The 22,873-nt window shown below is 71.5% G+C and carries 19 protein-coding genes; 10 read left to right on the top strand and 9 right to left on the bottom strand.

Annotated features, from left to right (window positions below):
- Window positions 1-88 precede the first annotated feature (88 nt).
- From ACWDOP_RS13865 to ACWDOP_RS13855, 3 genes are all read right to left on the bottom strand, one after another.
- Window positions 89-595 carry a L,D-transpeptidase gene (locus tag ACWDOP_RS13865; protein WP_454200291.1) on the bottom strand — a complete coding sequence of 169 codons (507 nt, stop codon included), beginning with the start codon at window positions 593-595 and terminating at the stop codon, window positions 89-91.
- A gap of 196 nt (window positions 596-791) precedes the next feature.
- On the bottom strand, window positions 792-1,961 hold the full coding sequence (locus ACWDOP_RS13860) for an MlaD family protein (protein WP_456345344.1): 1,170 nt from the start codon (window positions 1,959-1,961) through the stop codon (window positions 792-794).
- A gap of 302 nt (window positions 1,962-2,263) precedes the next feature.
- A complete protein-coding gene (locus ACWDOP_RS13855) occupies window positions 2,264-5,143 on the bottom strand; it encodes a BTAD domain-containing putative transcriptional regulator (protein WP_456345343.1) in 2,880 nt (959 codons plus the stop codon).
- Between the two features lie 134 nt (window positions 5,144-5,277).
- Between ACWDOP_RS13855 and ACWDOP_RS13850 the strand changes: the two genes are divergently transcribed.
- From ACWDOP_RS13850 to ACWDOP_RS13835, 4 genes are all read left to right on the top strand, one after another.
- Entirely contained in the window at window positions 5,278-5,976 is a 699-nt protein-coding gene (locus tag ACWDOP_RS13850) for a hypothetical protein (protein ID WP_456345342.1), read from the top strand.
- 106 nt (window positions 5,977-6,082) lie between these two features.
- Window positions 6,083-6,868: an RsiV family protein gene (locus ACWDOP_RS13845; RefSeq protein ID WP_456345341.1), complete on the top strand. Its 786-nt coding sequence runs from the start codon at window positions 6,083-6,085 to the stop codon at window positions 6,866-6,868.
- A gap of 273 nt (window positions 6,869-7,141) precedes the next feature.
- Window positions 7,142-8,317: an elongation factor Tu gene (gene tuf, locus ACWDOP_RS13840; RefSeq protein ID WP_456345340.1), complete on the top strand. Its 1,176-nt coding sequence runs from the start codon at window positions 7,142-7,144 to the stop codon at window positions 8,315-8,317.
- Window positions 8,318-8,677: 360 nt separating this feature from the next.
- Window positions 8,678-9,769, top strand: a complete 1,092-nt coding sequence (locus ACWDOP_RS13835) for a DUF1152 domain-containing protein (RefSeq protein WP_456345339.1) — start codon at window positions 8,678-8,680, stop codon at window positions 9,767-9,769.
- A gap of 23 nt (window positions 9,770-9,792) precedes the next feature.
- Here the strand turns inward: ACWDOP_RS13835 and ACWDOP_RS13830 are convergent, their stop codons facing one another.
- Entirely contained in the window at window positions 9,793-10,560 is a 768-nt protein-coding gene (locus tag ACWDOP_RS13830; RefSeq protein WP_456345338.1) for an ATP-grasp domain-containing protein, read from the bottom strand.
- On the bottom strand, window positions 10,557-11,423 hold the full coding sequence (locus ACWDOP_RS13825; RefSeq protein WP_456345337.1) for an ATP-grasp domain-containing protein: 867 nt from the start codon (window positions 11,421-11,423) through the stop codon (window positions 10,557-10,559). Before ACWDOP_RS13825 ends, ACWDOP_RS13830 begins: the two co-directional genes overlap by 4 nt.
- Window positions 11,424-11,631: 208 nt before the next feature.
- On the opposite strand from ACWDOP_RS13825, the gene ACWDOP_RS13820 reads away from it, so the two are divergent.
- A complete protein-coding gene (locus tag ACWDOP_RS13820; protein ID WP_454200298.1) occupies window positions 11,632-12,780 on the top strand; it encodes an acyl-CoA dehydrogenase family protein in 1,149 nt (382 codons plus the stop codon).
- Here ACWDOP_RS13820 and ACWDOP_RS13815 read toward each other — a convergent pair.
- The gene (locus ACWDOP_RS13815) at window positions 12,777-13,268 is read right to left on the bottom strand and encodes a DUF6326 family protein (protein WP_456345336.1); all 492 of its coding nucleotides are present in this window, start codon (window positions 13,266-13,268) and stop codon (window positions 12,777-12,779) included. The genes ACWDOP_RS13820 and ACWDOP_RS13815 overlap by 4 nt on opposite strands.
- Before the next feature lie 162 nt (window positions 13,269-13,430).
- Here ACWDOP_RS13815 and ACWDOP_RS13810 point away from each other — a divergent pair, with 162 nt between their 5' ends.
- Together ACWDOP_RS13810 and ACWDOP_RS13805 are read left to right on the top strand one after the other, a co-directional pair.
- Window positions 13,431-14,576, top strand: a complete 1,146-nt coding sequence (locus ACWDOP_RS13810; protein ID WP_456345335.1) for a sensor histidine kinase — start codon at window positions 13,431-13,433, stop codon at window positions 14,574-14,576.
- Entirely contained in the window at window positions 14,573-15,220 is a 648-nt protein-coding gene (locus tag ACWDOP_RS13805; RefSeq protein WP_454200301.1) for a response regulator, read from the top strand. The genes ACWDOP_RS13810 and ACWDOP_RS13805 overlap by 4 nt, the downstream gene beginning before the upstream one ends.
- Before the next feature lie 64 nt (window positions 15,221-15,284).
- Here ACWDOP_RS13805 and ACWDOP_RS13800 read toward each other — a convergent pair whose 3' ends face one another.
- A complete protein-coding gene (locus tag ACWDOP_RS13800) occupies window positions 15,285-16,100 on the bottom strand; it encodes an SDR family oxidoreductase (RefSeq protein WP_456345334.1) in 816 nt (271 codons plus the stop codon).
- 695 nt (window positions 16,101-16,795) lie between these two features.
- On the opposite strand from ACWDOP_RS13800, the gene ACWDOP_RS13795 reads away from it, so the two are divergent.
- Window positions 16,796-17,884 carry an AraC family transcriptional regulator gene (locus tag ACWDOP_RS13795; RefSeq protein WP_456345333.1) on the top strand — a complete coding sequence of 363 codons (1,089 nt, stop codon included), beginning with the start codon at window positions 16,796-16,798 and terminating at the stop codon, window positions 17,882-17,884.
- 31 nt (window positions 17,885-17,915) lie between these two features.
- On the opposite strand, the gene ACWDOP_RS13790 is transcribed toward ACWDOP_RS13795, so the two are convergent.
- Both ACWDOP_RS13790 and ACWDOP_RS13785 read right to left on the bottom strand, forming a co-directional pair.
- On the bottom strand, window positions 17,916-19,277 hold the full coding sequence (locus ACWDOP_RS13790) for a HAMP domain-containing sensor histidine kinase (protein WP_456345332.1): 1,362 nt from the start codon (window positions 19,275-19,277) through the stop codon (window positions 17,916-17,918).
- Window positions 19,274-19,936 (bottom strand): response regulator transcription factor, encoded by a 663-nt coding sequence (locus ACWDOP_RS13785; RefSeq protein ID WP_456345331.1) that lies wholly within the window; start codon window positions 19,934-19,936, stop codon window positions 19,274-19,276. The genes ACWDOP_RS13790 and ACWDOP_RS13785 overlap by 4 nt, the downstream gene beginning before the upstream one ends.
- Window positions 19,937-20,011: 75 nt before the next feature.
- On the opposite strand from ACWDOP_RS13785, the gene ACWDOP_RS13780 reads away from it, so the two are divergent.
- Window positions 20,012-21,958, top strand: coding sequence for a glycoside hydrolase (locus ACWDOP_RS13780; protein ID WP_456345330.1), 1,947 nt, complete (start codon window positions 20,012-20,014; stop codon window positions 21,956-21,958).
- The gene (locus tag ACWDOP_RS13775) at window positions 21,955-22,869 is read left to right on the top strand and encodes an endonuclease/exonuclease/phosphatase family protein (protein WP_456345329.1); all 915 of its coding nucleotides are present in this window, start codon (window positions 21,955-21,957) and stop codon (window positions 22,867-22,869) included. Before ACWDOP_RS13780 ends, ACWDOP_RS13775 begins: the two co-directional genes overlap by 4 nt.
- Window positions 22,870-22,873: the final 4 nt, after the last annotated feature.

The following is a 22,873-nucleotide window of genomic DNA, read 5'->3' as shown; positions in this document are numbered from 1 at the left end:
GTGCGTAACTGTAACGGCGGTCACCTCGGACGGCAAGGGAAAGCCCCCTCCCGATGACCGGAAGGGGGCCGCGCACACGAGATTCGGGTCAGGCCACGACCTCGACCACATCACCGGTCTGCAGGTAGCGGAAGAACTCCTTCGCCCCGTCCGGCGTCATACGAATACAGCCGTGCGACTGCTTGTCCACCGGACCGATGTGAAAAGCGATATCGCCATTGAAGAAGATGGCGTATTCCATCGGCGCGTGATGCATCGTGCTCCAATGGAACGGCCGTTTGAACGCCACGTTGAAAACGCCCGGGGGAGTTTCGAAACCGGGCATTCCATGCGAAATGGGCGTGGGACCGAAAACAACCTCGCCCTTGTCCATCAGCCAGGCCTCATTCGTGCTCAGCCGCAAGCACGCCCGGGCCTTCTCCGAACACGGCGCGGTGACCGGCACGGTGGGCACGATCGCGGGCACGCCCGGGACCTCCGGGCCACCGGGCCACAGCGGCTCGGCCTGCGCGGGAGCCGCCACCAGACCGGCCGACGCGACACCGGCGAGGACGGCCGAACGGGCCGCCAGGCCGAGGGAACGCTTGATCGTCATCGAGTCATCTGACCTCTCTAGCCTTGCCCGCCACCCGGTTCGAGAGCTGCCGATCGGGGCGGCGGGACATCACATGGGCACAAGCATTGGGACCACCTGGCGGTACCACGGGAATATTCTGCGGGCTCCATTCGGAAATTCGCGGGATGAACCCGCGCCGGGTGTGCCGACACGCGGGGAGAATCGCGGAGGAAATTCAGCGCACCGGCGGTGGCGTGCGGTCCTCCGGGTCACCCCAGGTCGGCATTTGCGCGCCGTTGTCCGGAATATTCGGCCGGGGTGCGTTGCCGGAGCCGCGAATCTGCTGTTCCGGCGGCGGATTGACGCAGTAGTTCCACCGCGCGAAGGTGCCGTCGGTCGCCTGCTGCAGCGGCGTCGTCCTGCTGGTGTAGTCGCACCACGGCCGCGGCCAGGCGTCCAGGATCGTGTGGAACTCGTTGTCGTGCGCCGGAACTCCCATGGCGGAGGTGCCGACCACCAGCCCCGGGAACAGCGCCCGCAGCGCGGGCGTGCGCAGCAGGGCGCTCTTGACGATGGCGCTCATGGTCTGGGCCAGCTGTTCGATGGGCTGCTCGTTGCGGGTCAGCGTGGCCTCGGCGATGGCGAGCTGGCCGGGCGCGTCGGTGAGAAACCGGTTCAGTTCGCCGTTGGCGGCGTTGGCCTGATCGACCAGGATGCGCGAATTGCGGGTCAGGGTCCCCAGATCCGGCTGCGCGTGCGAGGAGGTATCGGCGATCACACGCAGGTTCTCGATGAGGCTGGTCGTCTGCGGCAGCAGGTTGTCCAGGCCGGTGGTGGCCAGGCTGACACCCTCGATGAGGTGGCGCAGCTGCTCGGGCCCGCCACTGAGCGCGGTGTCGAGTTCGTTCAGGATGACGGTCAGTTTGTCCGGGTCGACCTGTGCCAGCAGGGCGCTGGTGTTGTCCAGCGCCGACCAGATGGGCACCGGGGTGGTGATGCGCTCGGGATCGAATCGGATCACCGTGCCGTCGGACAGGTACGGCGCGACGTCGGTGTTCGGCCGGAAGTCCAGGTACTGCTCGCCCGCCCCGGACAGCGCGCCGACGTGGACGGCGGTGTCGGCCGGAATGTCGTATCGCCGGTAGATCTCCGCGACCGCGGCCACCTCCGCCCCGTTCTCGACGAGTTCGATCTTCCGGATCTTGCCGACGCGGTACCCGCGCCAGGTCACGTCGTTGCCCGCCTGCAGTCCGCCCGAGCGATCCAAATGCACTGTGACGGAGTAGGTATCGCCCGGCGGCCGCACCCGGGCCACGCCGAAGGCGAGATACGACCCGCCGGCCAGCAGCACCGCCACCAGCGCGACGTTGGACAGCAAGGTCTTGTGCTCACGCAATATGCCCACGGGCCCGCCTTCATCGCCGATCACGGACAACAGGTTCGGTGCACAGCAAACTCTTGGCGAAACTGCGGGCAATCCTAAATCACACGGGTGTCATCCGGCGCGAGAACGCGGTCACAACGGGGGCGGCGGCGCGCGGCGCGGGCACCCGCGGGCGGCGTGAGAACGGCATGACACGCGTACGTACCCCTCGCACATACGCGGACATGACCGGATGGACGCCGGTGCCGGGGATCTGCCCATCACCACGCGTGGCGTCCGGGCACCAGCCTGTCAGGCGCCGATCAATAAGGAATAAACGTTCTCTATTGTGTGATCGGCAGCGCGGCCGCGGGATTGAACAGCGTGGTCAGGGTGGGTGGCGGCAGGCCCGCGCGGTCGAAGACGGCGGCGGCTTCACGAGCGTCCCGATCCGCCTCGCAGGTCGCCCCGCGCGCGTCGAGGGCGGCGGCGCGCAGCACCAGCGCGCGGGCGCGGTCCAGCGGATCGGCCGCGATGGCCAGGCGATCCAGGGCGGTGGCCGCCTCGGTCTCGGCCGCGCACACGCGCCCGGCGCGGAGCTGGATCTGGGCCAGCCGGGTGCGTGCCCAGCCCTCCCACAGGCGTACGCCGTTGCACTGGGCCATGCGCACGGCCTGCTCGCCGAGCTCGAGCGCGCGCTCGTGGTCCCCGCGCAGCGAATAGGTGGCGGCCAATTCGTGTGTGGCCCAGCAGAGTGCGAGATCGTTCGCCGATTCGCGGGCGAGCGCGAGGGCGTGGCCGGCGACGGTGATCGTCTCCTCGTACCGGCCCGATTCGCACAGCGTGCGCAGCGACAGCGCCAGGATCCACGCCTCCATGGAACGGTCGCCGAGCATCCGGGTCAGGGCCAGGGCCTCGTGGAAGCGCCGGTGCGAGTCCTCGGTGTCGCCCAGCCTGCGGTCGGCGATGCCGAGCAGCAGTTCGGTGAGCACCTGCAGGCGACGGCCCGCGTCGTCGGTGGGCGGGGGAATGTCGCGCAGATACCGCCTGCTCGCCTCGACCTCGCCGAGCCCGACCTGCAGCAGTGCGCCGAGCGAAACCCGCAGGCGGCGTACCGATCCGTGGCACTCGTCGCGAACCGCGGTGTGCAGCAGGGCCTTCAGCGCCTCGGCGAGTTCGCGGGCCCGGGTGCCCGCGTCGATGGTCTCGGCGGTGATCCACGCCAGGTCGGCCGCCACCGCGACCACCGGGCCGCCCAGGCGCGCGGCCTGGCGCAGCAGCGCGATGACCACCGGACGCTCGATGTCGTTCCAGGACTGGCCGTCCGAGCCGTTGGTGAACCGATGACCGGGCGCGACGGTGGGCACGAGCAGGCCGGAGATGTTGCTGTAGTCGATCGCGGCGAGCAGATTCTTGGCGCTGGCCAGATAGTGGTCGAGCAGGCCCGCGAGCACCGTCTCCTCGTCCACGCCGGACTGACCGCGCGCGAACAGGCGCAGCAGATCGTGATAGCGGTAGCGGCCGGGCGCGGTGGTCTCCAGCAGGCTCAGATCGACCAGCGATTCGCAGATGTACTCGGCGCGGGTGACGCTCACCCCGAGCACCGCGGCGGCGCCCGCCACCGGGAAGTCGGGAACGTCGGCCCGGGCCAGCGCGCGAAAAGCCCCGGCCTGCTCGGGATTCAGGTGGGCGTAGCCGAGCCGGAAGGCCGCTTCCACGGTGAGGTCGCCGGTCCGCAGCACGTCCAGGCGCTGGCTCTCGTCGGCCAGGCGGGCGGCCAGATCGGCGATGGTCCACCGCGGCCGCACGGCCAGTCGCGCCCCGACGATGCGCACCGCCAGCGGCAGGCACGCGCACTGCTCGATGACCGCGCGGGCCGCGTCCGGTTCCGCGCGCACCCGTTCCGCGCCGAGGATCCGGGTGAGCAGGGTCAGCGCCTCGGCGGGCTCGAGCACGTCCAGGCGGGTGCGCCGGACCGCGGGCAGTTCGGTGAGGGTGGAGCGGCTGGTGATGAGCACCGCGGTCCCCGGGGTGCCCGGCAGCAGGTGCCGGACCTGGGCGCTGTCCCGGGCGTTGTCCAGGACGAGCAGAATTCGCTTGTCGGACAGCATGGTTCGCAACTGCGCCGCCCGGTCCTCGACGCCGGAGGGAATCGCGCCCTCGGCGCCGCCGAGCGCGCGCAGGAATCCGCCGAGGGCATCGCCCGGTGCGGTGGGCTCGTCGTCGACACCGCGCAGATTCACATACAGCTGGCCGTCCGGGAACCGATCGCGCACCCGATGCGCGACGTGCAGGGCGAGCGTGGTCTTGCCGACCCCGCCCATCCCGCCGACCGCGGAGATGACCACGGCGCTGTGGTCGCCGACCAGTTGCGCGGCGAGTTCGGCGGTGAGCCGGGAGCGGCCGGTGAAGTCGGCGATATCGGGCGGCAACTGCGCGGGGGAGCGCACGGGCGCCGGACGCGTCACCGGTGGCAGTTCGGCGCGCAGGATGTGCGCGTGCACCGCGCTCAGCTCCGGGCCGGGCTCCACGCCGATGCCCTCCACCAGCGCCTGGCGCGCGCGGGCGTACTCCTCGAGCGCCTCGGCCTGGCGTTCGCAGTGGTAGAGCGCGGTCATCAGCAGGGCGCGAAAGCGTTCGCGCAGCGGGAATTGCTCGATGAGCGGGCCCAATTCGGCGACCGCGTCCGCGCTGCGGCCGGTCGCGATGTCCAGGGCGAGGCGATCCTCGATGATGGTGAGCCGCCACTGTTCGAGCCGGGCGCGCTGGCGTTCGGCGAAGGGGCCGGGCAGCCCGCTCAGGGCGGGGCCGCGCCAGTGCGCGAGCGCGGCGACCAGGGTGTCGCGGGCGGCGACGGGGTCCTCGTCGCGCAGCCGGGCGGCCCGGGCGAGCAGGGCCTCGACCGCGTCGATGTCGGTGCTGCCGGGGGACAGTCGCAGGGTGTAGCCGTCGCCGACGGAGACCAGCAGCGCCGCGGGGCCGCGCGCGGCCCGGCCGGGTTCGAGTTCGCGCCGCAGTTTGGCCACGTGGGTGCGCAGGGCGGGGACCGCGCGCGGCACCGGATCCTCACCCCAGATGCCCTCGACCAGATCCGCGGCCGTGACGGCCCTGCCCGCGCGCAACAGCAGCGCCGCGAGCACGGCACGCCGCTGCGGCGGACCGAGATCCAGGGGCGTGTCCGCGCGCCACGCGCGAACCTCGCCCAGTATCGAGAACTTCAGCAAACCGACCTCCCCGTTCGAGAGTGTAGAGGTGCGGAAATTCCGTTGATTCGTCGACTATTCCCCATTGATCGGGGCCTCCCATCATGGAATATCGGTCCGATCGTGGGTCGCGCAGGTGCTTCGGGGGAGGGCGAGTGTCACGGTGTCACAGCTTCGGTCGCGATCCGCGGTTCGGTGAATTCCGGCCCGCGGCATCACCCCGGCCGGGCCCCGCGCCGCGCGGCGTCACCCGGCTCACCGCCGCCGCGGACGCCGCCATCCTGCCCGCACCCGCCCTGCTGTCCGAGCCACTGGCCGCCTTCGGCGAGTTGACCGGAGACTGGGACGTGCGACGGCGGGCCGTGGCCGCCGGGCTGATCTTCGCCACCGAACCGGCCGGCCTCGGACGGCTCGCCCTGGACTTCGGCGTCACCCGCGAGCGGATCCATCGCCTGCAGATCCACCTCGAACACCGGATGCGGCACTGGCTGTACACCGACGAGTCCGCCGGCCGGCCGTTCCTGGGTCATCTGCTCGCCCTCGAACAGCGCTTCGAGGCCGTCGCCACCGTGAACGAACTGCGCCGCTGCCATCCCGGGCACGATCGGCCGAGCCCGGACCTGCGGGTGCCGCTGTGGCAGGTGATCGCGACGCTGCTGCCGCATCGGCGCTGGGTGCGCGACTGGCTCGTCGCCGGTGACCTCGAGGATCTCGGGGACCGCACCCGGGCCGCGTGGCGGGCATGCCGCCGAGCCGGACTGACCTGGCCCGAGACCCTGGAACTGCTGCGTGAGATGGGGATCCGGCCCGAGATCGCGCCGCGCTGGCTCGAATTCGTGGGCCGGACCCGCTAGGCCCGGCGGGCTCGATTGGTCGTTCGTTGGTCGGCGCCTGGTGTGAGCCCGGACCCTGGGGGAACAGCACCGCCGGACGGCGATGCCCTGACAACGGGAGGGTTCCATGTGGATTCGGACCGCCACCGTCGCCGGTATCGCGGCGATCGCACTGAGCCTGTCGGCCTGCGAGGACGGCACGACCACCGTGCCGGTCACCACGGGTCCCGGGACATCGGCCACGACGTCGGCCGCGGCCACCACGACCGTGACCACGCGCCCGGGCACCGGTAAGCTCACCGCCGCGAGCGTCCGGGTGAACGGGACCGAGGGCCGAGTGAGCTACGACGTGCGGGTGCCGCAGGTGGAACCCGGAACCGGCGCGGCCGCAACGGAATTCAACGCGAGCATGCGTGAGCTGCTGGAGGGCTTCGTGTCCGGTCATCAGGTGACCGACGAGGATCCTCCGGTCAGCATCACCGACCCGAACGGGCGCAGCGTGGTGGAGCACATCGGCGCCGGAGCGGTGAGCGGGCTGCTGTGGGTGAGCTTCGACGGCGGCGGCGCGCATCCGTGGTCCATGCTGGCGAGCCATGTCACCGATCGCGAGACCGGGGAAGCGATCGGGCTGGGAGATCTGTTCACCGACAGCCGGGCCGGACTCGACGTGCTCGCGGCGCAGGCCGCCGAGCTGGGCCCGCGGACCCGGGCGGGGGACGATTTCGATTCCCGCGGCGCGAGCGCGAGTTCGGAGAACTTCGAGGTCTGGACCGCTACCCCGGAGGGTATGCGCGTCTACTTCCAGCAGGGCTCGGTGGGCCCCTCGGCGATGGGGGTCGTGGACATCACGATTCCCTGGTCCGAGCTGAGCGCGGTGCTCGCCCCGGGCATGCTCGAGGTGCTCTCGAGCTGAGCTCGCTTCCGATGCCGGGCCGTGCGTGAGCGAAATTCGCTGGCGCACGGCCCCGTTCATGGGGCACCCTGCTACCCATGTTCGCGCACACCATCGCAAGCCTGCCCGCAGCCGCGGGTGCGATGGTCGCTGCCCTGGTGATCTCCGCACTCGACGGCGCACGACGCTGACCTTTCCCGGGACGTCCCGGACCTCAGACGGGGAAGGTCGGCCCGTCGCTGAGGTCCTTGCGCTCCCGAGCGTGAATCACGCACTCCCCGAAGGGGAATCATTATGGCCAAGCAGGCCTACGTCCGTACCAAGCCGCACCTGAACATCGGCACCATGGGGCACGTCGACCACGGCAAGACCACCCTGACCGCCGCCATCACCAAGGTCCTCGCCGAGCAGGGCGGGGGCGCCTACGTGCCGTTCGACCGCATCGACCGGGCTCCGGAGGAGATCGAGCGCGGCATCACCATCAACATCTCGCACGTCGAATACGAAACGGCCACCCGGCATTACGCGCACGTGGACATGCCCGGGCACGCCGACTTCGTGAAGAACATGATCACCGGAGCGGCCCAGCTGGACGGGGCGATCCTGGTGGTGTCGGCGCTGGACGGCATCATGCCGCAGACCGCCGAGCACGTGCTGCTGGCCCGTCAGGTCGGGGTCGAGCACATCGTGGTCGCCCTCAACAAGGCCGACGCCGGCGACGGTGAGCTGCTCGAGCTGGTCGAGCTCGAGGTGCGGGAACTGCTGTCCGCGCAGGGGTACGACGGCGACGGGGTGCCGGTGGTGCCGGTGTCGGGTCTGCGCGCGCTGGACGGGGACCCGCACTGGTCGGCCGCGCTGCTGCGGTTGCTCGAGGCGGTGGACGAGTACATACCGCTGCCCGTGCGCTACACCGACGCGCCGTTTCTCATGCCGGTGGAGAACGTGCTCACCATCACCGGTCGCGGCACCGTCGTGACCGGCGCGGTCGAGCGCGGGCGGGTGCGCATGGGTGACCGCGTCGCGGTGCTCGGCTACGGCGACAGCCTCGAGTCCATCGTGACCGGGGTCGAAACCTTCGGCCGCACCATGGAATCGGCGGAGGCGGGCGACAACGTCGCGCTGCTGCTGCGCGGGGTCCAGCGTGGTCAGGTCCAGCGCGGTCAGGTGGTCGCGGCCGTGGGCAGCGTCGCGGTGCACACCACCTTCACCGCGCGGGTGCACCTGCTCACCGCCGCCCAGGGCGGGCGGCGCACGCCGATCGTGACCGGCTACCGGCCGCAGTTCTATCTGCGCACCGGTGACGTGGTCGGCGACGTGGTGCTCCCGGCGGGCCGGGCGGTACCCGGCGACACCGTCGAGGTGACGGTGACCCTGGGCCGCCCGGTTCCGCTCGAGCCGGGCCTCGGTTTCGCCGTCCGCGAGGGCAGCCGGACCGTCGCCGCCGGAACGGTGCTGACCGTCGACGGTTGACGCGCCGGTAGCCGCCGCCTCGCTTCGGGTTTCCTTCCGGGGCGAGGCGGTTGGCCGTTCGAGGCGCCGGCACCGGGCGAATGTCAGCTGGGCGGCGCTGACCGGCATCCCGGTCCGCTCAGGGTTCTCGCCGGGCGCACCCGGTGAGGTTCGTGGCCGGACCGGGGCTGCCCGGGGACGTCGCCCTGGGGTCAGGAGGCCGATCCACCGCGCTGCGGCGTCGTCCACGTGCTGGGCTCCTCGAAATGCCGCCCGGCCCTGCGTTTCTGCCGCCGTTCGGCGCTGCCCTGCGGGTAGCATCTTGCCGCTGACCAGTTGGTTCACGGTTATCGGCGGACAGAGGGGGAGGGGACTCGGGGCATGGCGCGTGCTGTGGTGATCGCCGCGGGCGGCGGGGGCGACGCGATATCCGCCGGGGTGGCCGGGCGCCGGCTCGGGGTGGATATCGCGGCGGTACTGAGCTATTCGTGGGATCGGCTCATGCTCGACCCCGCTCCCGGGCCGCGCGGCCGGGCGGATTTCGTCGGCGGGGTCGACGTGGCGCCCGGGGTGTTCGAGATCCTCGGGGGTTCGCGCCTGCGCAGCGGGGCCCGGCCGACCCTGCCCGCCGTTGCCGCCGTGGTGCGCGAGCGCGTCCTGCTGCTGGATCCGGTGGGTGGCGCGGCCGGGGTGGGTGCCCAGATCGCCGCGGCGGCAAAGGAATTCGATGCAGACCAAATAGTGGTGGTGGACGTCGGCGGCGACATCCTGGCCACCGGCGGGGAGCGGGGGCTGCGGACGCCGCTCGCGGACTCGCTGGCGCTGGCGGCAAGCGTGCGCTCCGGGCTGCCGGTGCGACTGGTGGTCGCCGGGATGGGACTGGACGGGGAACTCGGCGGCAGGGAACTGGCCGGCCGGCTGGCCGCGCTCGGCGGGGTCGCGGTGTTCACCTTCGAGGCAGCCGATTTCGACCCCGTCCGCGAGTTGTTCGTCTGGCATCCCTCGGAGGCGAACGGGCTGCTGGCCGCGGCGGCCGGGGGGATCCGCGGCCGGGTCGAGACCCGGCGCGGCGACGGCACGGTGGTGCTGACCGACGCGGCGACCATCGCCTACGAGTTCGACGCCGACCGGGTGCTGGCCGCGACCCTGGCCGCGCAGCTGATCGGCACCGCGGATCTGGCCGCGGTGGAGAAGATCATCCGCATCCATCGCGGCAGCTCCGAGATCGACTACGAACGTCAGCGCCTGGCCGAAGTATCAACCAGCGCCGCCTATTACGCGCACGACGACGCGCTGCGCACCGTCGACCAGTACACGGATCGGGCCGCCCGCGCCGGAGTCGATTTCCTGACCCTGCGCCGGGTGGCCGAACTCGCCTACGCCATGGATCCGGTCAGCGGGGCGCGGCTGCGCTCGCTGCTGGCCGGCGCGCGGTCCGAGCGCTATCTGCCGCCGCTCTATCGCACCCGATAGCTCGGACCGCTGTCGAATTCCATTCAGGGCGACCGTGATTCGACGAGCTCCGCCAGGGCCTCCGGTGGTCCGGTGACCGAGCGCATACCCGGGAAGGCGTTGATGTCGATGATCAGCGGCGCCCCGTCCACCTCCAGCACGTCCACCCCGTAGACCTCCAGGTCGAAGACCGCGCCGACGCCGCGCGCCAACTCGGCCCAGGGGTGCGTATCCGGTCGCGGAATGTCGGCCCGGCCCGCACCGGAGTCGAATTCGGAGGGGCGCAGGGCGGCGAAGACCCGATCGCCGACCACCCACAGCTTGTGATCCCAGCCGGAGCCGGGCACGAAATCCTGGATCACCACCGGCTCGTCGGCCCAGCGGGGCAGCAACGCGCGCAGTTCCGCCGGTGTGCGCACCCGGGTCACCAGATCGCCGCGGCGACTGTGCCTGCTCTTGATGACCAGGGGCGTGTCGAGATGGCCGTCGAAACGTGAGAGCGCGGACAGCGCGACGGTGCCCGCGAACGGCAGGTGCGCCTGATCCGCGCGCAGCGCCATATGCGTACGGTCCTGGCAGAATTCGGTGGCCGCGGCGGAGTTGAGCACGGTGACCCCGCGCAGTTCGAGGGTGCGGGCCAGCGCTATCGCCGCGGGCGTGCGGGCCTTGAGCAGGTAGACATCGGCCGGGTCGGCGGGCGGGAGCGCGGTCGGCGGCAGGTGGTCCACGCCGTGCCCACGGGACCGGAGCAACGTGGCGGTGGCCGACAGCAGCGGGTGCTCGGGCGTGGCGGTGATCAGGCCGACTCTCATGCGTGCGTGCCCACCGCCAGTGGTTCGGCCGGGTCGGGTGTGGTGATCAGGCGCAGGCGCGAACCGGCGCGCGAGAGGTCGATGATCGCGCGGGCCACCCCGGCGACCGCGTCGGGCACCTCGCGGAAACTGGGAAAGTCGTTGATATCCACCACCATCGGGCCGTCCGGCCCGTACACGATGTCCAGCCCGTACAGGTCCAGGCCGAACACCTCCCCGACCCGGATCGCGATGGAGGTGACCTCGGCGTCCAGGGAGACCGGCCGATCGGGCAGCCCGGGGGCACCGGCCAGCGGTGAGGTGCGCTCGGTGCCGTACATCCGGCCGTTGACGCAGTACACCTTCAGGTCCACCCCGGAATTCGGGACGTAGGGCTGGGCGATGAGCATGCCCTCGTCCGGGCCGAGTTCGGTGAGCTGCTCGGGCCGCTCGATCAGGCGGACGCCGCGACCGGAACTGCCGTCGGCCGGTTTGACCACCAAAGGGTAATGGGCCGTGGATATCCGGGCGAGATCCAGCGGCCGGGCCGCCGCCCAGGCGCGCGGTACCGGCAACCCGGTGCGGGCCGCGAGAGCGGCCGCGTGCACTTTGTCGCGGACGCCGCGAATGGAGCGGGCGTCGTTCACCGTCGTCTGCCCGGCGGCCGCGGCGGCCTCGAGCAGGCCGAGGCCGGGTCCGCCGGACACGGTCTTGAGCACCCAGGCGTCGTGATCGCCGCGGTCGAGCAGATCGTCGAGTTCGAGCAGCTCACCGCCGGGGCGAATGACGTCCACCCGGTGGCCCCACGCTTGCAACTGCCGAATCACGCTGCGCGGCATTCCGTCCCGGCGGTACTGCTCTTCCACCAGAAAACAAAAGCTCATTCGAGCCGCCATCTCGCTCCCACAGTTAAGCTGTGCCCGCCCCGGGCGGTCCAGAATGATCGCCGATTGTTCACCAAGATCATCGGGTCTGCAACCGCGAGCGCAACACTTCTGCCGCAACGGATCTCGATGATCTCCCCGTCCTCCATCGTACGTGTGGCCGCGATTGTCTGGCGGAGCAGCGGCGACGCCCCCGAGGATGGAAGACATGGAACGCGGGCACTATGACGACGATCACCTGGCCTTCGCCGAACTGGCGCGCGGATTCGTGCGCAAACAGCTCGCGCCGCACTACCTCGCCTGGGAGGACGCGGGCATCGTGCCGCGTGAAATCTTCGCGCGCGCGGGCGAACTCGGGCTGCTCGGGTTCGCGGCGCCGCTCGAATACGGCGGCCTCGGCACGAACGACTTCCGGTTCAACCAGATCCTCATCGAGGAGTTCATGGCGGGCGATTGCGCGGGGGTCGGCCTCAATGTCGCGCTGCACAACGACATCTGCACGCCCTACCTGGCCGGACTCACCACACCCGAGCAGCGCGAACGCTGGCTGCCCGGCTTCGTCGCGGGCACGCTCATCGGCGCCATCGCCATGACCGAGCCCGCGGCGGGATCCGATGTGGCGGGCATTCGCACCGCCGCCGCCGATCGGGGTGACCACTTCCTGGTGAACGGCGCCAAGACCTTCATCACCAACGGCATCAACGGCGATCTGGTCATCACCGCGGTGCGCACCTCGCCGGACCGGCATCGCGGGCTCACGCTGCTGGTGCTCGAACGCGGCATGGCGGGTTTCGACCGCGGCCGCAATCTCGACAAACTCGGTCTGCGCTCCCAGGACACGGCCGAGCTGCACTTCACCGACGTGGTTGTGCCCAAGGCGAATATGCTCGGCGAGGCCGGGCGCGGCTTCGAATACCTCATGCGCAACCTGCCCCAGGAACGCATGCAGATCGCCGTGGCCTGCCTGGCCCGGGCCCGCACCTGCCTGCGCCTGACCATCGACTACGTCGGCGGCCGTACGGCTTTCGGGCAGCCGATCGGCGGGTTCCAGAACACGAAGTTCACCCTCGCCGACGTGGCGACCGAGGTCGCGGTCGCCGAGGCGTTCATCGACAAGTGCGTGCTCGAACTCAACGCCGGGCGGCTCACCCCCGCCGACGCCGCCAAGGCGAAACTGTGGGCCTCGGAAATGGAGTTCCGCTGTATCGATCGCTGCCAGCAGCTGTTCGGCGGCAACGGCTACATGCGCGAGTACCCGATCGCGCGCGCGGCCGCCGACGCCCGGGTCACCCGGGTGTACGGCGGCACGTCGGAGATCATGCGCGAAATCATCGGGCGCGACCTCGAACTCACCTAGCGGCGGACCGGTTCACCGGCCTCCGCCTTCGGCGCGGCGGGCGCGTCGGCGACGCGTGGCCAGGTCCGGGCCGAGCGCAGGATGAAGGCCAGGAGCAGCGCCTCGAGTCCGATGGAGACGCCGTAGAAGTAGGCGTAGGACCACGGCTCGCCCGCCGCGTTGTACACCGTGACGGGGATATAGAGCACCGCGACGACGAGATTGAGGGTGCGGGCGGCCCGGGCGGGCAGCGTCACCGAGAGCAGGATCATGAGGGCCGGGATCGCCATGAGCGTCAGCGACAGCGCGACAAAGGTTGGGCCGGTGTCGAACTCGTGGACGGTGCCGGCCAGGATGTCGTCGACGAAGCCGGGCTTGTACAGGGCGAGATAGTCGACGTAGATGTAGAGGAACATGAGGCTCGTCCACGCCGCGGCGAGGGCGGCTCGCACGGGCAGGCGCAGCTCCTGCGGCGGTGGATTCCCGGTGTCTGGTCGGCGTGTACTCATCGCGATGCTCCTCGGCTCGATCGGGTGGGTGCTTCCACCTTCACCGAGTCCGCCCGCCCGGCACATCGGCCCCGGAGCTCGATCCGACCTGACCTTCGGCACAGCCCGACACCTGTACTTTCGGCTGATACGCCCGGCGCGCGGGCGGCCTAGGCTCATCGGGTGACGATCGACGTCCTCCGCTCGATGTGGGCCGAACCCCGTCCCGCGAACGCCCCGGGGCCGGGGCCGCGGGATTGGATCCTGGTCGCGGTTTTCGCCGGCTGGTCCGCGGTGGAGGTGGCGCTGCGCCGGGATCTGGCGCCGCTCCCGCCGGTGCTGATCGCCGTGCTCGCGATCCTCGGCCCGCTGCCGTGGCGCCGCACCCGCCCGATGGCCGCGGTCGCGGTCGCGTTCGGCACGCTGACGATCGTCGACATCGTCCGGATCCTCACCGACGCGTCCGGCATCCTGCCGAACAGCGTCTCCGCCACGCTGATCCTGGTCTACGCGCTCGTCCGGTGGGACTCGGGCCGGGGCGCGGCGAGCGGGCTCGGCCTCGTCCTGCTCTGGCTGTGCATCACCTACGTCGCCGACCCCATGAGCCCGTGGGAGACGGTCGCGGGCTTCGCGTTCTTCCTGTTCGCCGCCGCGCTCGGCGCCGCGATCCGCTACCGCGCGGCGATCCGGGTCCGCGACATCGACCGGGCCAAGGCCCGCGAACGCGAACAGCTCGCCCGCGAACTCCACGACACCGTCGCCCACCACGTGTCGGGCATCGCCATCCAGGCCCAGGCCGGACGAGCGGTCGCGGCCGCCCATCCCGAGCGCGCGGTCGAGGCCCTGGCCGTCATCGAGGACGCGGCGACCCGCACCCTGACCGAGCTGCGTGCCATCGTCGGTGTGCTTCGCGCCCAACAGGACACCGAGTTCGCGCCGCAGCCCGGGGTGGCGCAGGTCGAGCAACTCGCCACCGACGGCCGGACGCGTCCCCGCGTCGAGGTGACGCTGTCCGGTGAGCTCGACGACCTCGGCCCGGCGGTCGGGGCCGCGATCTACCGCCTCGCACAGGAGTCGATCACCAACGCCCGCCGGCACGCCCGGCACGCGACCCGGGTCAGCGTGGCCGTCACGGGCGACGCCGACCGGGTGCGACTGATCGTCGACGACGACGGTTCCGCCGCCGGCGGCCGCGCCCCGGCGGGCTACGGCCTGGTGGGTATGCGGGAACGCGCCGCACTGCTCGGCGGCACCTTCCACGCGGGTCCCGCCGCCGAGCGGGGCTGGCGGGTGGAGGCCGTTCTGCCCCGGACCGGGACGCCGCGATGAGCATCCGGGTTCTCGTCGCCGACGATCAGCCGATCGTGCGCACCGGGCTGACCATGCTGCTCGACGCCCAGCCCGACATCGAAGTGGTGGGCGCGGCCGCCGACGGGCGCGAGGCCGTCCGCCTGGCGCTCGAGTTGCGGCCCGACGTCGGTCTGTTCGACATTCGAATGCCGTTGCTGGACGGCATCGAAGCCACCCGGATCCTCGCCGGTCCCGATGTCGCCGACCCGCTGCCGATCGTGGTCATCACCACCTTCGACCTCGACGAGTACGTGTACGGCGCGCTCGCGGCCGGCGCCCGCGGGTTCCTGCTCAAGGACGCCGGGCCCGCCCTGCTGACCCAGGCCATCCACGCCGCCGCCGACGGGGACGCGCTGATCGCACCCAGCGTGACCGTCCGGCTGCTCGCGGCGTTCGCCCGGGCGCGGACGTCACCGCCGCGGCAGCCGCTGGAACCGCTCACCGCCCGCGAGGAGGAGGTCCTCGTTCCGGTTGCCCGGGGCCGCACCAACAACGAGATCGCCCGTGAACTCCACATCACCCAGAGCACCGTCAAGGCCCACCTCGCCGGCCTCATGCGCAAACTCGGCGCCCGGAACCGGGTCGAGGTCGCCATGTGGGCCCATGACACGGGCCGTATCTGAGGCCGCCGCAAGGGTTTTCACCCGGGGCACGGCGCCATCGCCGGGGGCGGCCGGGCCGCGCGGGTCAGCGCTTCAGGCCGTGCGCGCCCGCGATGAGGCGTTCCATGATCCCGCGCGGCAGCACCCGCCGCACCGCGAACATGAGCGGGGCGTTGCTGCCGACCGCGTAGAGCTGCTGCGGCCTGTCCGCCCGCGCAGCCTTGACGATGGTGGCCGCGACCTCGTCGGGCGCGATGCCCGACGCCTGCTTCTCATCGAGCTTGGCCATGAAACGGGTGAAATCGGCGGTGTGCGGGGAACCCTCGTCGAGGTATTTGGTGCGCCGCTCGCGCAGGCCGGTGTCGATCTGGCCCGGCTCGACGGTGGTGATCCACACCCCGAACGGAGACTCCTCGAACCGCGCCGATGTCGCGAATCCGCGCAGCGCCGCCTTGGTCGCGACATACGACGAGCGGTACGGCATGGGGAAGCTGCCGAGCATCGAGCCGACCATGATCACCCGGCCGTAGCCGCGTTCGCGCATGCCGGGCAGCAGGGCCTGGGTGAGGGTGACCGCACCGAACACATTGAGCTGGAAGAGTCGTTCGATCGCGTCGCCCGGAAGTTCGGCCAGCGGCCCGGCCTGACTCTCCCCGGCATTGTTGACCAGGATGTCCACCGCGCCGAGCTCGGCGGTGAAGCGTGCGATGGAGGCGGCGTCGGTCAGATCCAGCGCGCGGTAGTCCACCCCCGGAACCCGATCGGCGTCGGCGATCTTGTCCGGCGTCCGCCCGGTTCCGATCACCCGGTAGCCCGCGGCGGCGAAGGCCGCGGCGGTCGCCCTGCCGATTCCCGAGGACGCTCCGGTGACCACGACGGTGCGGCTGTTGTTCGCGCTCATGCCGCCCACGCTAGCGGGCTCGGGTCGGGTGCCACCAGGAGCCGTGTGGCCGCGCGGGCCGGTGCGGCCGGGCGCGCTCCGGGATCGTCCGGCGCGCGGGCGTGCTGTGCGGGCGGCGGGGCGCGGGCGGCGGTTCGGCGAGGGTCGAGCGGATTCCGAGCCATATGCCCACCCCGAATGCCGGCACGACGAGAACGGGCACGAGTAGGAGAACAGGTGAACTCATCAGGCGGGTCCCTCACGTAATCACCGATCCAGCCGAACCGGATGCGAAATCCATCGCGCTCGCGGGCCCGCTGTTACGTGACGAATTGGCGTGTCGCGCAGTGTCGTTGCGTGTCGCTACGGGGGTGCGGGTGGCTGATTTCGTCGCAATGGCATACATGTCAACATTGCACCGAATGCCCGAATTGCAGTGAATGCGTAGTTGCTCGATGTGTCATCGAACCGATTGCCGCCGAGCGGGACTCGGCATTCGCCGCCGTAACGCCCACGTGCGCCGGGCCTCTCGCCATCGTACCGGTCGAAGCGGATGAACCCGGCGAACTGGACAACTGTCTGAGTCAAAGTGGGGGTTCATGTGACAGCATGAAACACCTTTTGTGTAAGTTGGGCCACACCGGCCGCGGTGACTCGAGGGACTTCGCCGACGCTCCGGGCAGGTGTCGGTGTGAGTCGATGGGGACTACAGGTAGATGTTCGACTGGGATCTATTGCGCGGGACCTCCGGTGTGCTCGTCATGACGCAGCTCGCGCAGGAGCGCGGTGTGCCCGCGGCCGCGGTGCTGGCCGGGACGAGTCTGTCGCTCGAGGCGGTGCGGGATCCCGAGCGTGAGATCACCGCTCGCGACGAGCTCACCGTGCTGCGAAATCTGCTCGGGCGCTGCGGCGGCGAAGCCGGGCTCGGGGTGGCGGCCGGCAGCCGCAATGCCATGTCGCTCTCGGGCTCGTGGGGTCTGGCCCTGCTCAGCAGCCGCACGCCGCGCGAGGCCGTGGGGGTGGCGGTGCGTTACGTCGGGCACACCTTCGCCTTCGGGCGGCTGGTCTTCTCCGAGTCCGGCGGCGAGGCCAGGCTGGTGCTCGACGACCAGGGCGTGCCCGAGGATGTGCGGCCCTTCCTGGCCGAGCGCGCGATGACCGGGATGCAGATGATCGGCCGCGAGCTCTTCGCCACGAACGTGCCCGCGCGCCGCATCGCCTTCCGGCGGTCCGCGCCCGCCGATGTCGGCCGGTACCTCGCCGTGTTCGGCGTGCCGCCGGTCTTCGGCGCGGACGTCGATGAGATCGTGTTCGACAGCGCGTATCTCGACGCACCGCTGCCGCAGGCCACCGAATGGGCGCGCAGCACCTGCGAGAACCTGTGCCGGGCACTGCTCGAGCGCCGCCAGGCCCGGGGCGGGGTCGCGGGCGCGGTGCGCGATCTGCTGGTCCGCGACCCGGGCGAGGTACCCGATCAGGCCGCGGTCGCCACCGAACTGTTCATGAGTTCGCGCACGCTCTCGCGCCGGCTCAACGAGGAGGGCACGTCCTTCCGGGCGCTACTGGACGAGGTGCGCCAGCTGCTGTCCGAACAGCTGCTCGATCACACCGACATGACCACCGAGCAGGTCGCCGCGCGCCTGGGTTATGCCGAGGCGGCCTCGTTCATCCGGGCCTTCCGGCGCTGGCAGGGAGTGCCTCCGCAGGAGTACCGGGCGCGCGGACCGCGGGCGAACGCGCGGGCCGAACTCGGTGCGGAACCGCGCCGGGCGCGATCCGAACCCGAGTTCGCCGCGGGCGCCTGACCGGCGGACGTGCCACCGACTCGGCGCTGTCCTAGGCGGGGAACTCGACGCGGAACTCGGCGCCGCCGCCCGGCGCGGTCGTCGCGGTGACGCTCGCGCCGTGTAGTCGCGCGACCTGCGCGACGATGGCCAGGCCCAGCCCGTGCCCCGGGGTGGCGCGGGCGGTGGGCGAGCGATAGAAGCGGTCGAAGACGTGCGGCGCGTCCGCGGGCGCGATGCCGGGTCCGTGGTCGCGCACGATCAGCCGCCGCCCGCGCACCTCCACCTCGATGACACCGCCGGGCGGGCTGAACTTGGCGGCGTTGTCCAGCAGATTGGTGATCGCGCGGGACAGCCGCGCGGGCGCGCCCGCCACCGTGACGGGGTCGAGCTCCTCGGTGAAAACGATTGCGGGCCAATGCCTGCGGGCGGTGCTCAGCGCCTCGCGCACCAGGACGTCCAGGCGCAGATCCTCGAGCGGCTCGCCCTGCGCGGCCGGATCGTCGGCGCGGGCGAGATCGATGAGATCGGTGACCAGGCCGGACAACTCCTCGGACTGTGTCCGCAGCGCGGCGACGGTGTCGGCGGTCCGTTCCGGCGTCAGGCGCCCGGCCCGGCGCAGCAGATCGATGTTGGTGCGCAGCGCGGTCAGCGGCGTGCGCAGTTCGTGGGAGGTATCGGCGATCAGACGCCGTTGCGCCGCACGGGCATCGCGTTCGGCGCGCAGGGCCGCGTCGAGTTCGGCGAGCATCGTGTTGACCGTCGTGCCGAGTCGCGCCACCTCGTCGGTGCCGGTGACCGTGAGCCGACGTTGCGGATCGCGCGTGCGGGCGACGTCCTCGGCGGCCGCGGTGAGAGTGGCCACCGGGGCCAGCGCGCGGCGCGCGAGCACCGTGCCGGCCGCCGCCGCGAGCAGGGTGCCGCCGGCCGCGGCGACCAGCAGGGCGACGCTCAGGCGCCGCAGGCCGAGATCGACGGTCTCCGAACGCTGGGCCACCTGGACGGCGCTGCCCGGGCGCAGCGCGACGGTGTACATGCGCATGCGGTAGCCGTCGACGGTGATGTCGGAGAAGTACCCGCTGTCCGAGCCCGCGGCCACCGCGCGGGTGCGATCGTCGATCGGCAGGGTGACGCCGGGGACGTACTCCGATTCGATGCGGCCGTCGGCGGCGACGACCTGGACACAGCTCGGCGCGGCCAGATACTCGCACGGTCCCGACATCGCGGCCACCGAGGGCTCGACCGGGAACTGCCGCACGATGCGGGTGGCCTGGCGGCGCAGGCCCAGATTCAGGGCCGAGTCCAGTTCGTGCGCCACCACGACGTAGGCCGCGGCGCCCATCCCGGCCAGCGCCGAAGCCATTGCCAGCACGAAGAATACGGCGATGCGACCGCGCAGGCCGAGTCGCTTCACGCCGCGCCCAGCCGGTAGCCCACCCCGCGCACGGTGTGGATGAGCGCGGGTTCGCCCTCGTGCTGCACCTTGCGCCGCAGATACCGGATGTACACCTCGAGCGAATTGGAGGACTGGCGGCCCCACACCCGGTCGATGAGCGTCTCGCGCGGCAGGGCCTGCCCGGCGTTGCGCAGCAGGACCTCGAGCAACGCGAATTCCGTTCGGCTGAGCTCGATCTCGCGACCGCCGCGCCGGACCGTGTGCGCGGTGGTGTCCATGGTCAGGTCGCCGGCGGACAGGATCGCGCCGTCCTCGGGGTAGGTCCGGCGCAGCAGTGCGCGCACCCGCGCCAGCAACTCGTCGAGATCGAAGGGTTTGACCAGGTAGTCGTCGGCGCCCGCGTCCAGGCCGGCGATCCGGTCGGCCACCGCGTCGCGGGCGGTGAGCATGAGGATCGGGGTGCGGTCCCCGCGCGCCCGCAGGGTGCGGCAGGTGCTCAGGCCATCGGTGAACGGCATCGACACATCCAGGACCACCACCTCGGGCAGCCAGCGGGCAATCTGTTCGAGCGCCGCGCCGCCGTCGCCCGCGGATCGGGTCTCGTACCCCTCGCTGTCCAGGGCGCGCACCAGCGCGTCCCGCACCGCTGCCTCGTCGTCCACCACCAGTACCCGCACGTCCCGGATCATACGTATGCGGTCCGGCGCTGTTTTCTCATCCGACTCTCATCGGGGACGGACACGGTGAGCGCCATGAGACCTCGCCGCACCCTCGCGATGATCGCCCTGTTCGGGGTGAGCGCCACCCTGCTCACCGCGTGTGAACGTGATCCGGAATCGACCGCGCCCAGCATTCAGGGCAATCGCGTGGTTATCCCCGTGCGAGGCGGGACCGCGGAGGTGGACACCACCACGCTGGGTGTCACCGCCGTCGCCGCCGGGGATCGGCTCGAGCTCTCGGCCGCCGCCGCGGGCGAGGGGCTCGGCGCGCCCGCGGCGGTGCGGATCGAGGGCGCGACCGCGCACTGGAGCTACCCGGACCGGGGCTTCACCGTCACCGCTGACGCCGCGGCGGGCCGCCTGCGGATGACCGTGCGGTCCGATCGCGACGGCACCCTGGCGTGGCCGGTCACCGGCGGCGACGCCGCGGCCACCGAACTCCAGATCCCGCGCGGCGAGGGATTGGCCCTGCCGGTGCGCGATCCCTTCTGGAACGGTGCCGACACCGGCGTGACCGGGGAGTCGCTGAGCCTGACCGCCGGATTGACCATGCCGTTCTGGGGCTACACCCTGGGCGCGCGCGGGGTGAGCTACATCGTGCCCACCGATATCGGCAGCACCCTCACCGTCGACTCCGAGGGTGGCCGTCTGTTCGCCCGTGCCGCACACGAATTCGGCGAGCGCGCGGGCACCCGCGACTACACGGTCACCTTCGCGCTCACCGACGGTGCACCGGTCGCAGCCGCCCGCGACTTCCGCGAGCGGCTCGTCGCACACGGCGAATTCCGTTCGCTCCGGGACAAGATCGCCGAGAATCCGGCCGTGGAACGGCTGCTCGGGGCGTTCCACGCCTACCTGTGGGGGGACGGCCGCGACGCCGAGACCGTCACGCGGATGCACGATCTCGGCATCGGGCGCATGTGGCTCGGCTACGACGCCGACGGCGAACCCATGGGCGCGGCGGCCGTCGCGGCGGCGAAGCGCGCCGGATACCTTGCCGGGCCCTACGATTCGTTCGCCAACGCCCAGGATCCGGCGACCGCGGACAATCCCGGATCGCGGTGGCCGGGCGGCGTCTGGCCCGCGGGCTGCGTCCACGATGCCGGTGGCACACCCGAAACCGGCTTCGGCGGGCGCGGCTGCTATCTCAGTTCCCAGGCGCTGGAGGATGATCCGCGGCTGTATCGGGACCGCTACGCCGAGATGTCGGCCGACGGCGCGAACACCTACTTCCTCGATGTCGACGCCGCGGGGGAGTTCTTCGACGACTTCACCCCCGAACACCCCATGAACCAGGGGCAGGACCGGGCCAATCGGCTGGCCCGCATGCGCTGGCTGGCACAGGATCGCCGACAGGTCCTGGGCTCGGAATCGGCCGGGGCGTGGGCGGCGCCGGTGCTGGCGTTCGATCACGGTGCGCAGACCCCGATCTCGGACGCGCTGTGGGTGTTGCAGCGCGACCGCGAGCGCTGGGGCGGATACTTCCCCGGCCACGCGCCCGGAATGTTCTTCCGGCCCGTCGAGCTGCCGCCGCATCTGGTCCGGGCCATGTTCGACCCGGCGTACCGGGTGCCGCTCTACGAGACCGTCCTGCACGATTCGCTGGTCAACACCGACCGCTGGGAACTCGGGTACGATAAGCTGCCGGGACAGCGCACCGTGCGCGCGCTCACGGCGATACTGCACAACACCCCGCTGAATCTGGTGCTGGACGGCGCGACCCTGACCGAGCGCGGGCCCGAGATCGCGCGCCTGCAGCGCTATTTCGAACCCCTGCACCGGGTCGCGGGCACGCTACCCATGACGGACTTCCGCCGGATCACCCCCGACAATCTGGTGCAGCGCAGCGTCTTCGGCGACGACGAGCTCACCGTCACGGCGAACTTCGGGACAGTAGCGTACGAGGGCCTGCCCGGCGGCTGCGTGGACGCCCGCCTGCGCGGCGACGCCGAGCCCCGGCGTCTGTGTCCCGCGTCGTGAGCCGCGGCTCGCTGGTGTTCGCCGGTGCCGCGGCGCTTCTCACCGGTCTGCTGCTCGGTCACGAGCGGCTGCCCGGCGCGTACGGCGCGCTGGCGGCCGCGGCCGCGCCCTGGCTCGGCGTCCTGGTCCTCGTCCTGGCCGTGACCGCGATCCTGTGCCGGTGCGTGGCGGGCGCGGTGGCGACGCTGATCCCGCTGCTGGTCTGGGCGCAGCTGTTCGGCTCGTGGTGGGCGCCCGCGCCGCCGGCCCCCGCGACCCCCGGGGCGAGCACGGTCTGCATCGTGTCGCAGAACCTGTTCGCCGCCAACGGTTCCCCGGCCGCGACCGCCCGGGAACTGGTCGCCACCGGCGCCGACCTCGTGGCGGTCCAGGAGCTCGCGGGCGCGAACCACGATCCGGTCCGTCGGACACTGGACGCCGCCTATCCCCACCGCGGGGAACTGGGAACGGTGGCGCTGTGGAGCAGATACCCGATCACCGATCTCACTCCCGCCGACGTCGGCCTGACCTGGCATCGCGCCCTGCGCGCCCGGATCACCACCCCCGCCGGGGAACTCGTGGTCTACGTGGTGCACCTGCCCTCGATCCGCCCCTGGGACGCTGCCTCCCGCAACCACGGCCTGCGGGCCCTGTCCCACCAGCTGACCGACGACCCCGCGCCCCGCGTGGTCGTAACCGGAGACTTCAATACCCCACGCACCGACCGCAGTTGGCGCGCCTTCGCCCCCACCTACCGCCACGCCCTCGACGAGTCCGGCACCGGCGCGAGGTTCACCTGGCCCGCCGCCTTCCCCCTGGTCCGGCTGGATCACGTCCTGGTCCGCGGCGTGACGGTCACCGCCGCCGAGGTCGTGCGGGTCCACGGCCCGGACCACCGCGCGGTGACGGCGACCCTCGCGCTCGAGCCCTGAGCCG

The sequence above is a fragment of the Nocardia sp. NPDC003693 genome (genome assembly GCF_053981095.1).
Note: the sequence above shows the minus strand (reverse complement) of the source record. Positions and strands in the feature narration are given on the sequence as shown.

Bases quoted from the DNA above. Each gene is read 5' to 3' on its own strand.
- ACWDOP_RS13780 (WP_456345330.1), top strand. From the start codon at position 20,012: ATGAGACCTCGCCGCACCCTCGCGATGATCGCCCTGTTCGGGGTGAGC.
- ACWDOP_RS13805 (WP_454200301.1), top strand. From the start codon at position 14,573: ATGAGCATCCGGGTTCTCGTCGCCGACGATCAGCCGATCGTGCGCACC.
- ACWDOP_RS13865 (WP_454200291.1), bottom strand. From the start codon at position 595: ATGACGATCAAGCGTTCCCTCGGCCTGGCGGCCCGTTCGGCCGTCCTC.
- ACWDOP_RS13800 (WP_456345334.1), bottom strand. From the start codon at position 16,100: ATGAGCGCGAACAACAGCCGCACCGTCGTGGTCACCGGAGCGTCCTCG.
- ACWDOP_RS13845 (WP_456345341.1), top strand. From the start codon at position 6,083: ATGTGGATTCGGACCGCCACCGTCGCCGGTATCGCGGCGATCGCACTG.
- ACWDOP_RS13795 (WP_456345333.1), top strand. From the start codon at position 16,796: ATGTTCGACTGGGATCTATTGCGCGGGACCTCCGGTGTGCTCGTCATG.
- tuf (WP_456345340.1), top strand. From the start codon at position 7,142: ATGGCCAAGCAGGCCTACGTCCGTACCAAGCCGCACCTGAACATCGGC.
- ACWDOP_RS13820 (WP_454200298.1), top strand. From the start codon at position 11,632: ATGGAACGCGGGCACTATGACGACGATCACCTGGCCTTCGCCGAACTG.
- ACWDOP_RS13835 (WP_456345339.1), top strand. From the start codon at position 8,678: ATGGCGCGTGCTGTGGTGATCGCCGCGGGCGGCGGGGGCGACGCGATA.
- ACWDOP_RS13825 (WP_456345337.1), bottom strand. From the start codon at position 11,423: ATGAGCTTTTGTTTTCTGGTGGAAGAGCAGTACCGCCGGGACGGAATG.
- ACWDOP_RS13830 (WP_456345338.1), bottom strand. From the start codon at position 10,560: ATGAGAGTCGGCCTGATCACCGCCACGCCCGAGCACCCGCTGCTGTCG.
- ACWDOP_RS13815 (WP_456345336.1), bottom strand. From the start codon at position 13,268: ATGAGTACACGCCGACCAGACACCGGGAATCCACCGCCGCAGGAGCTG.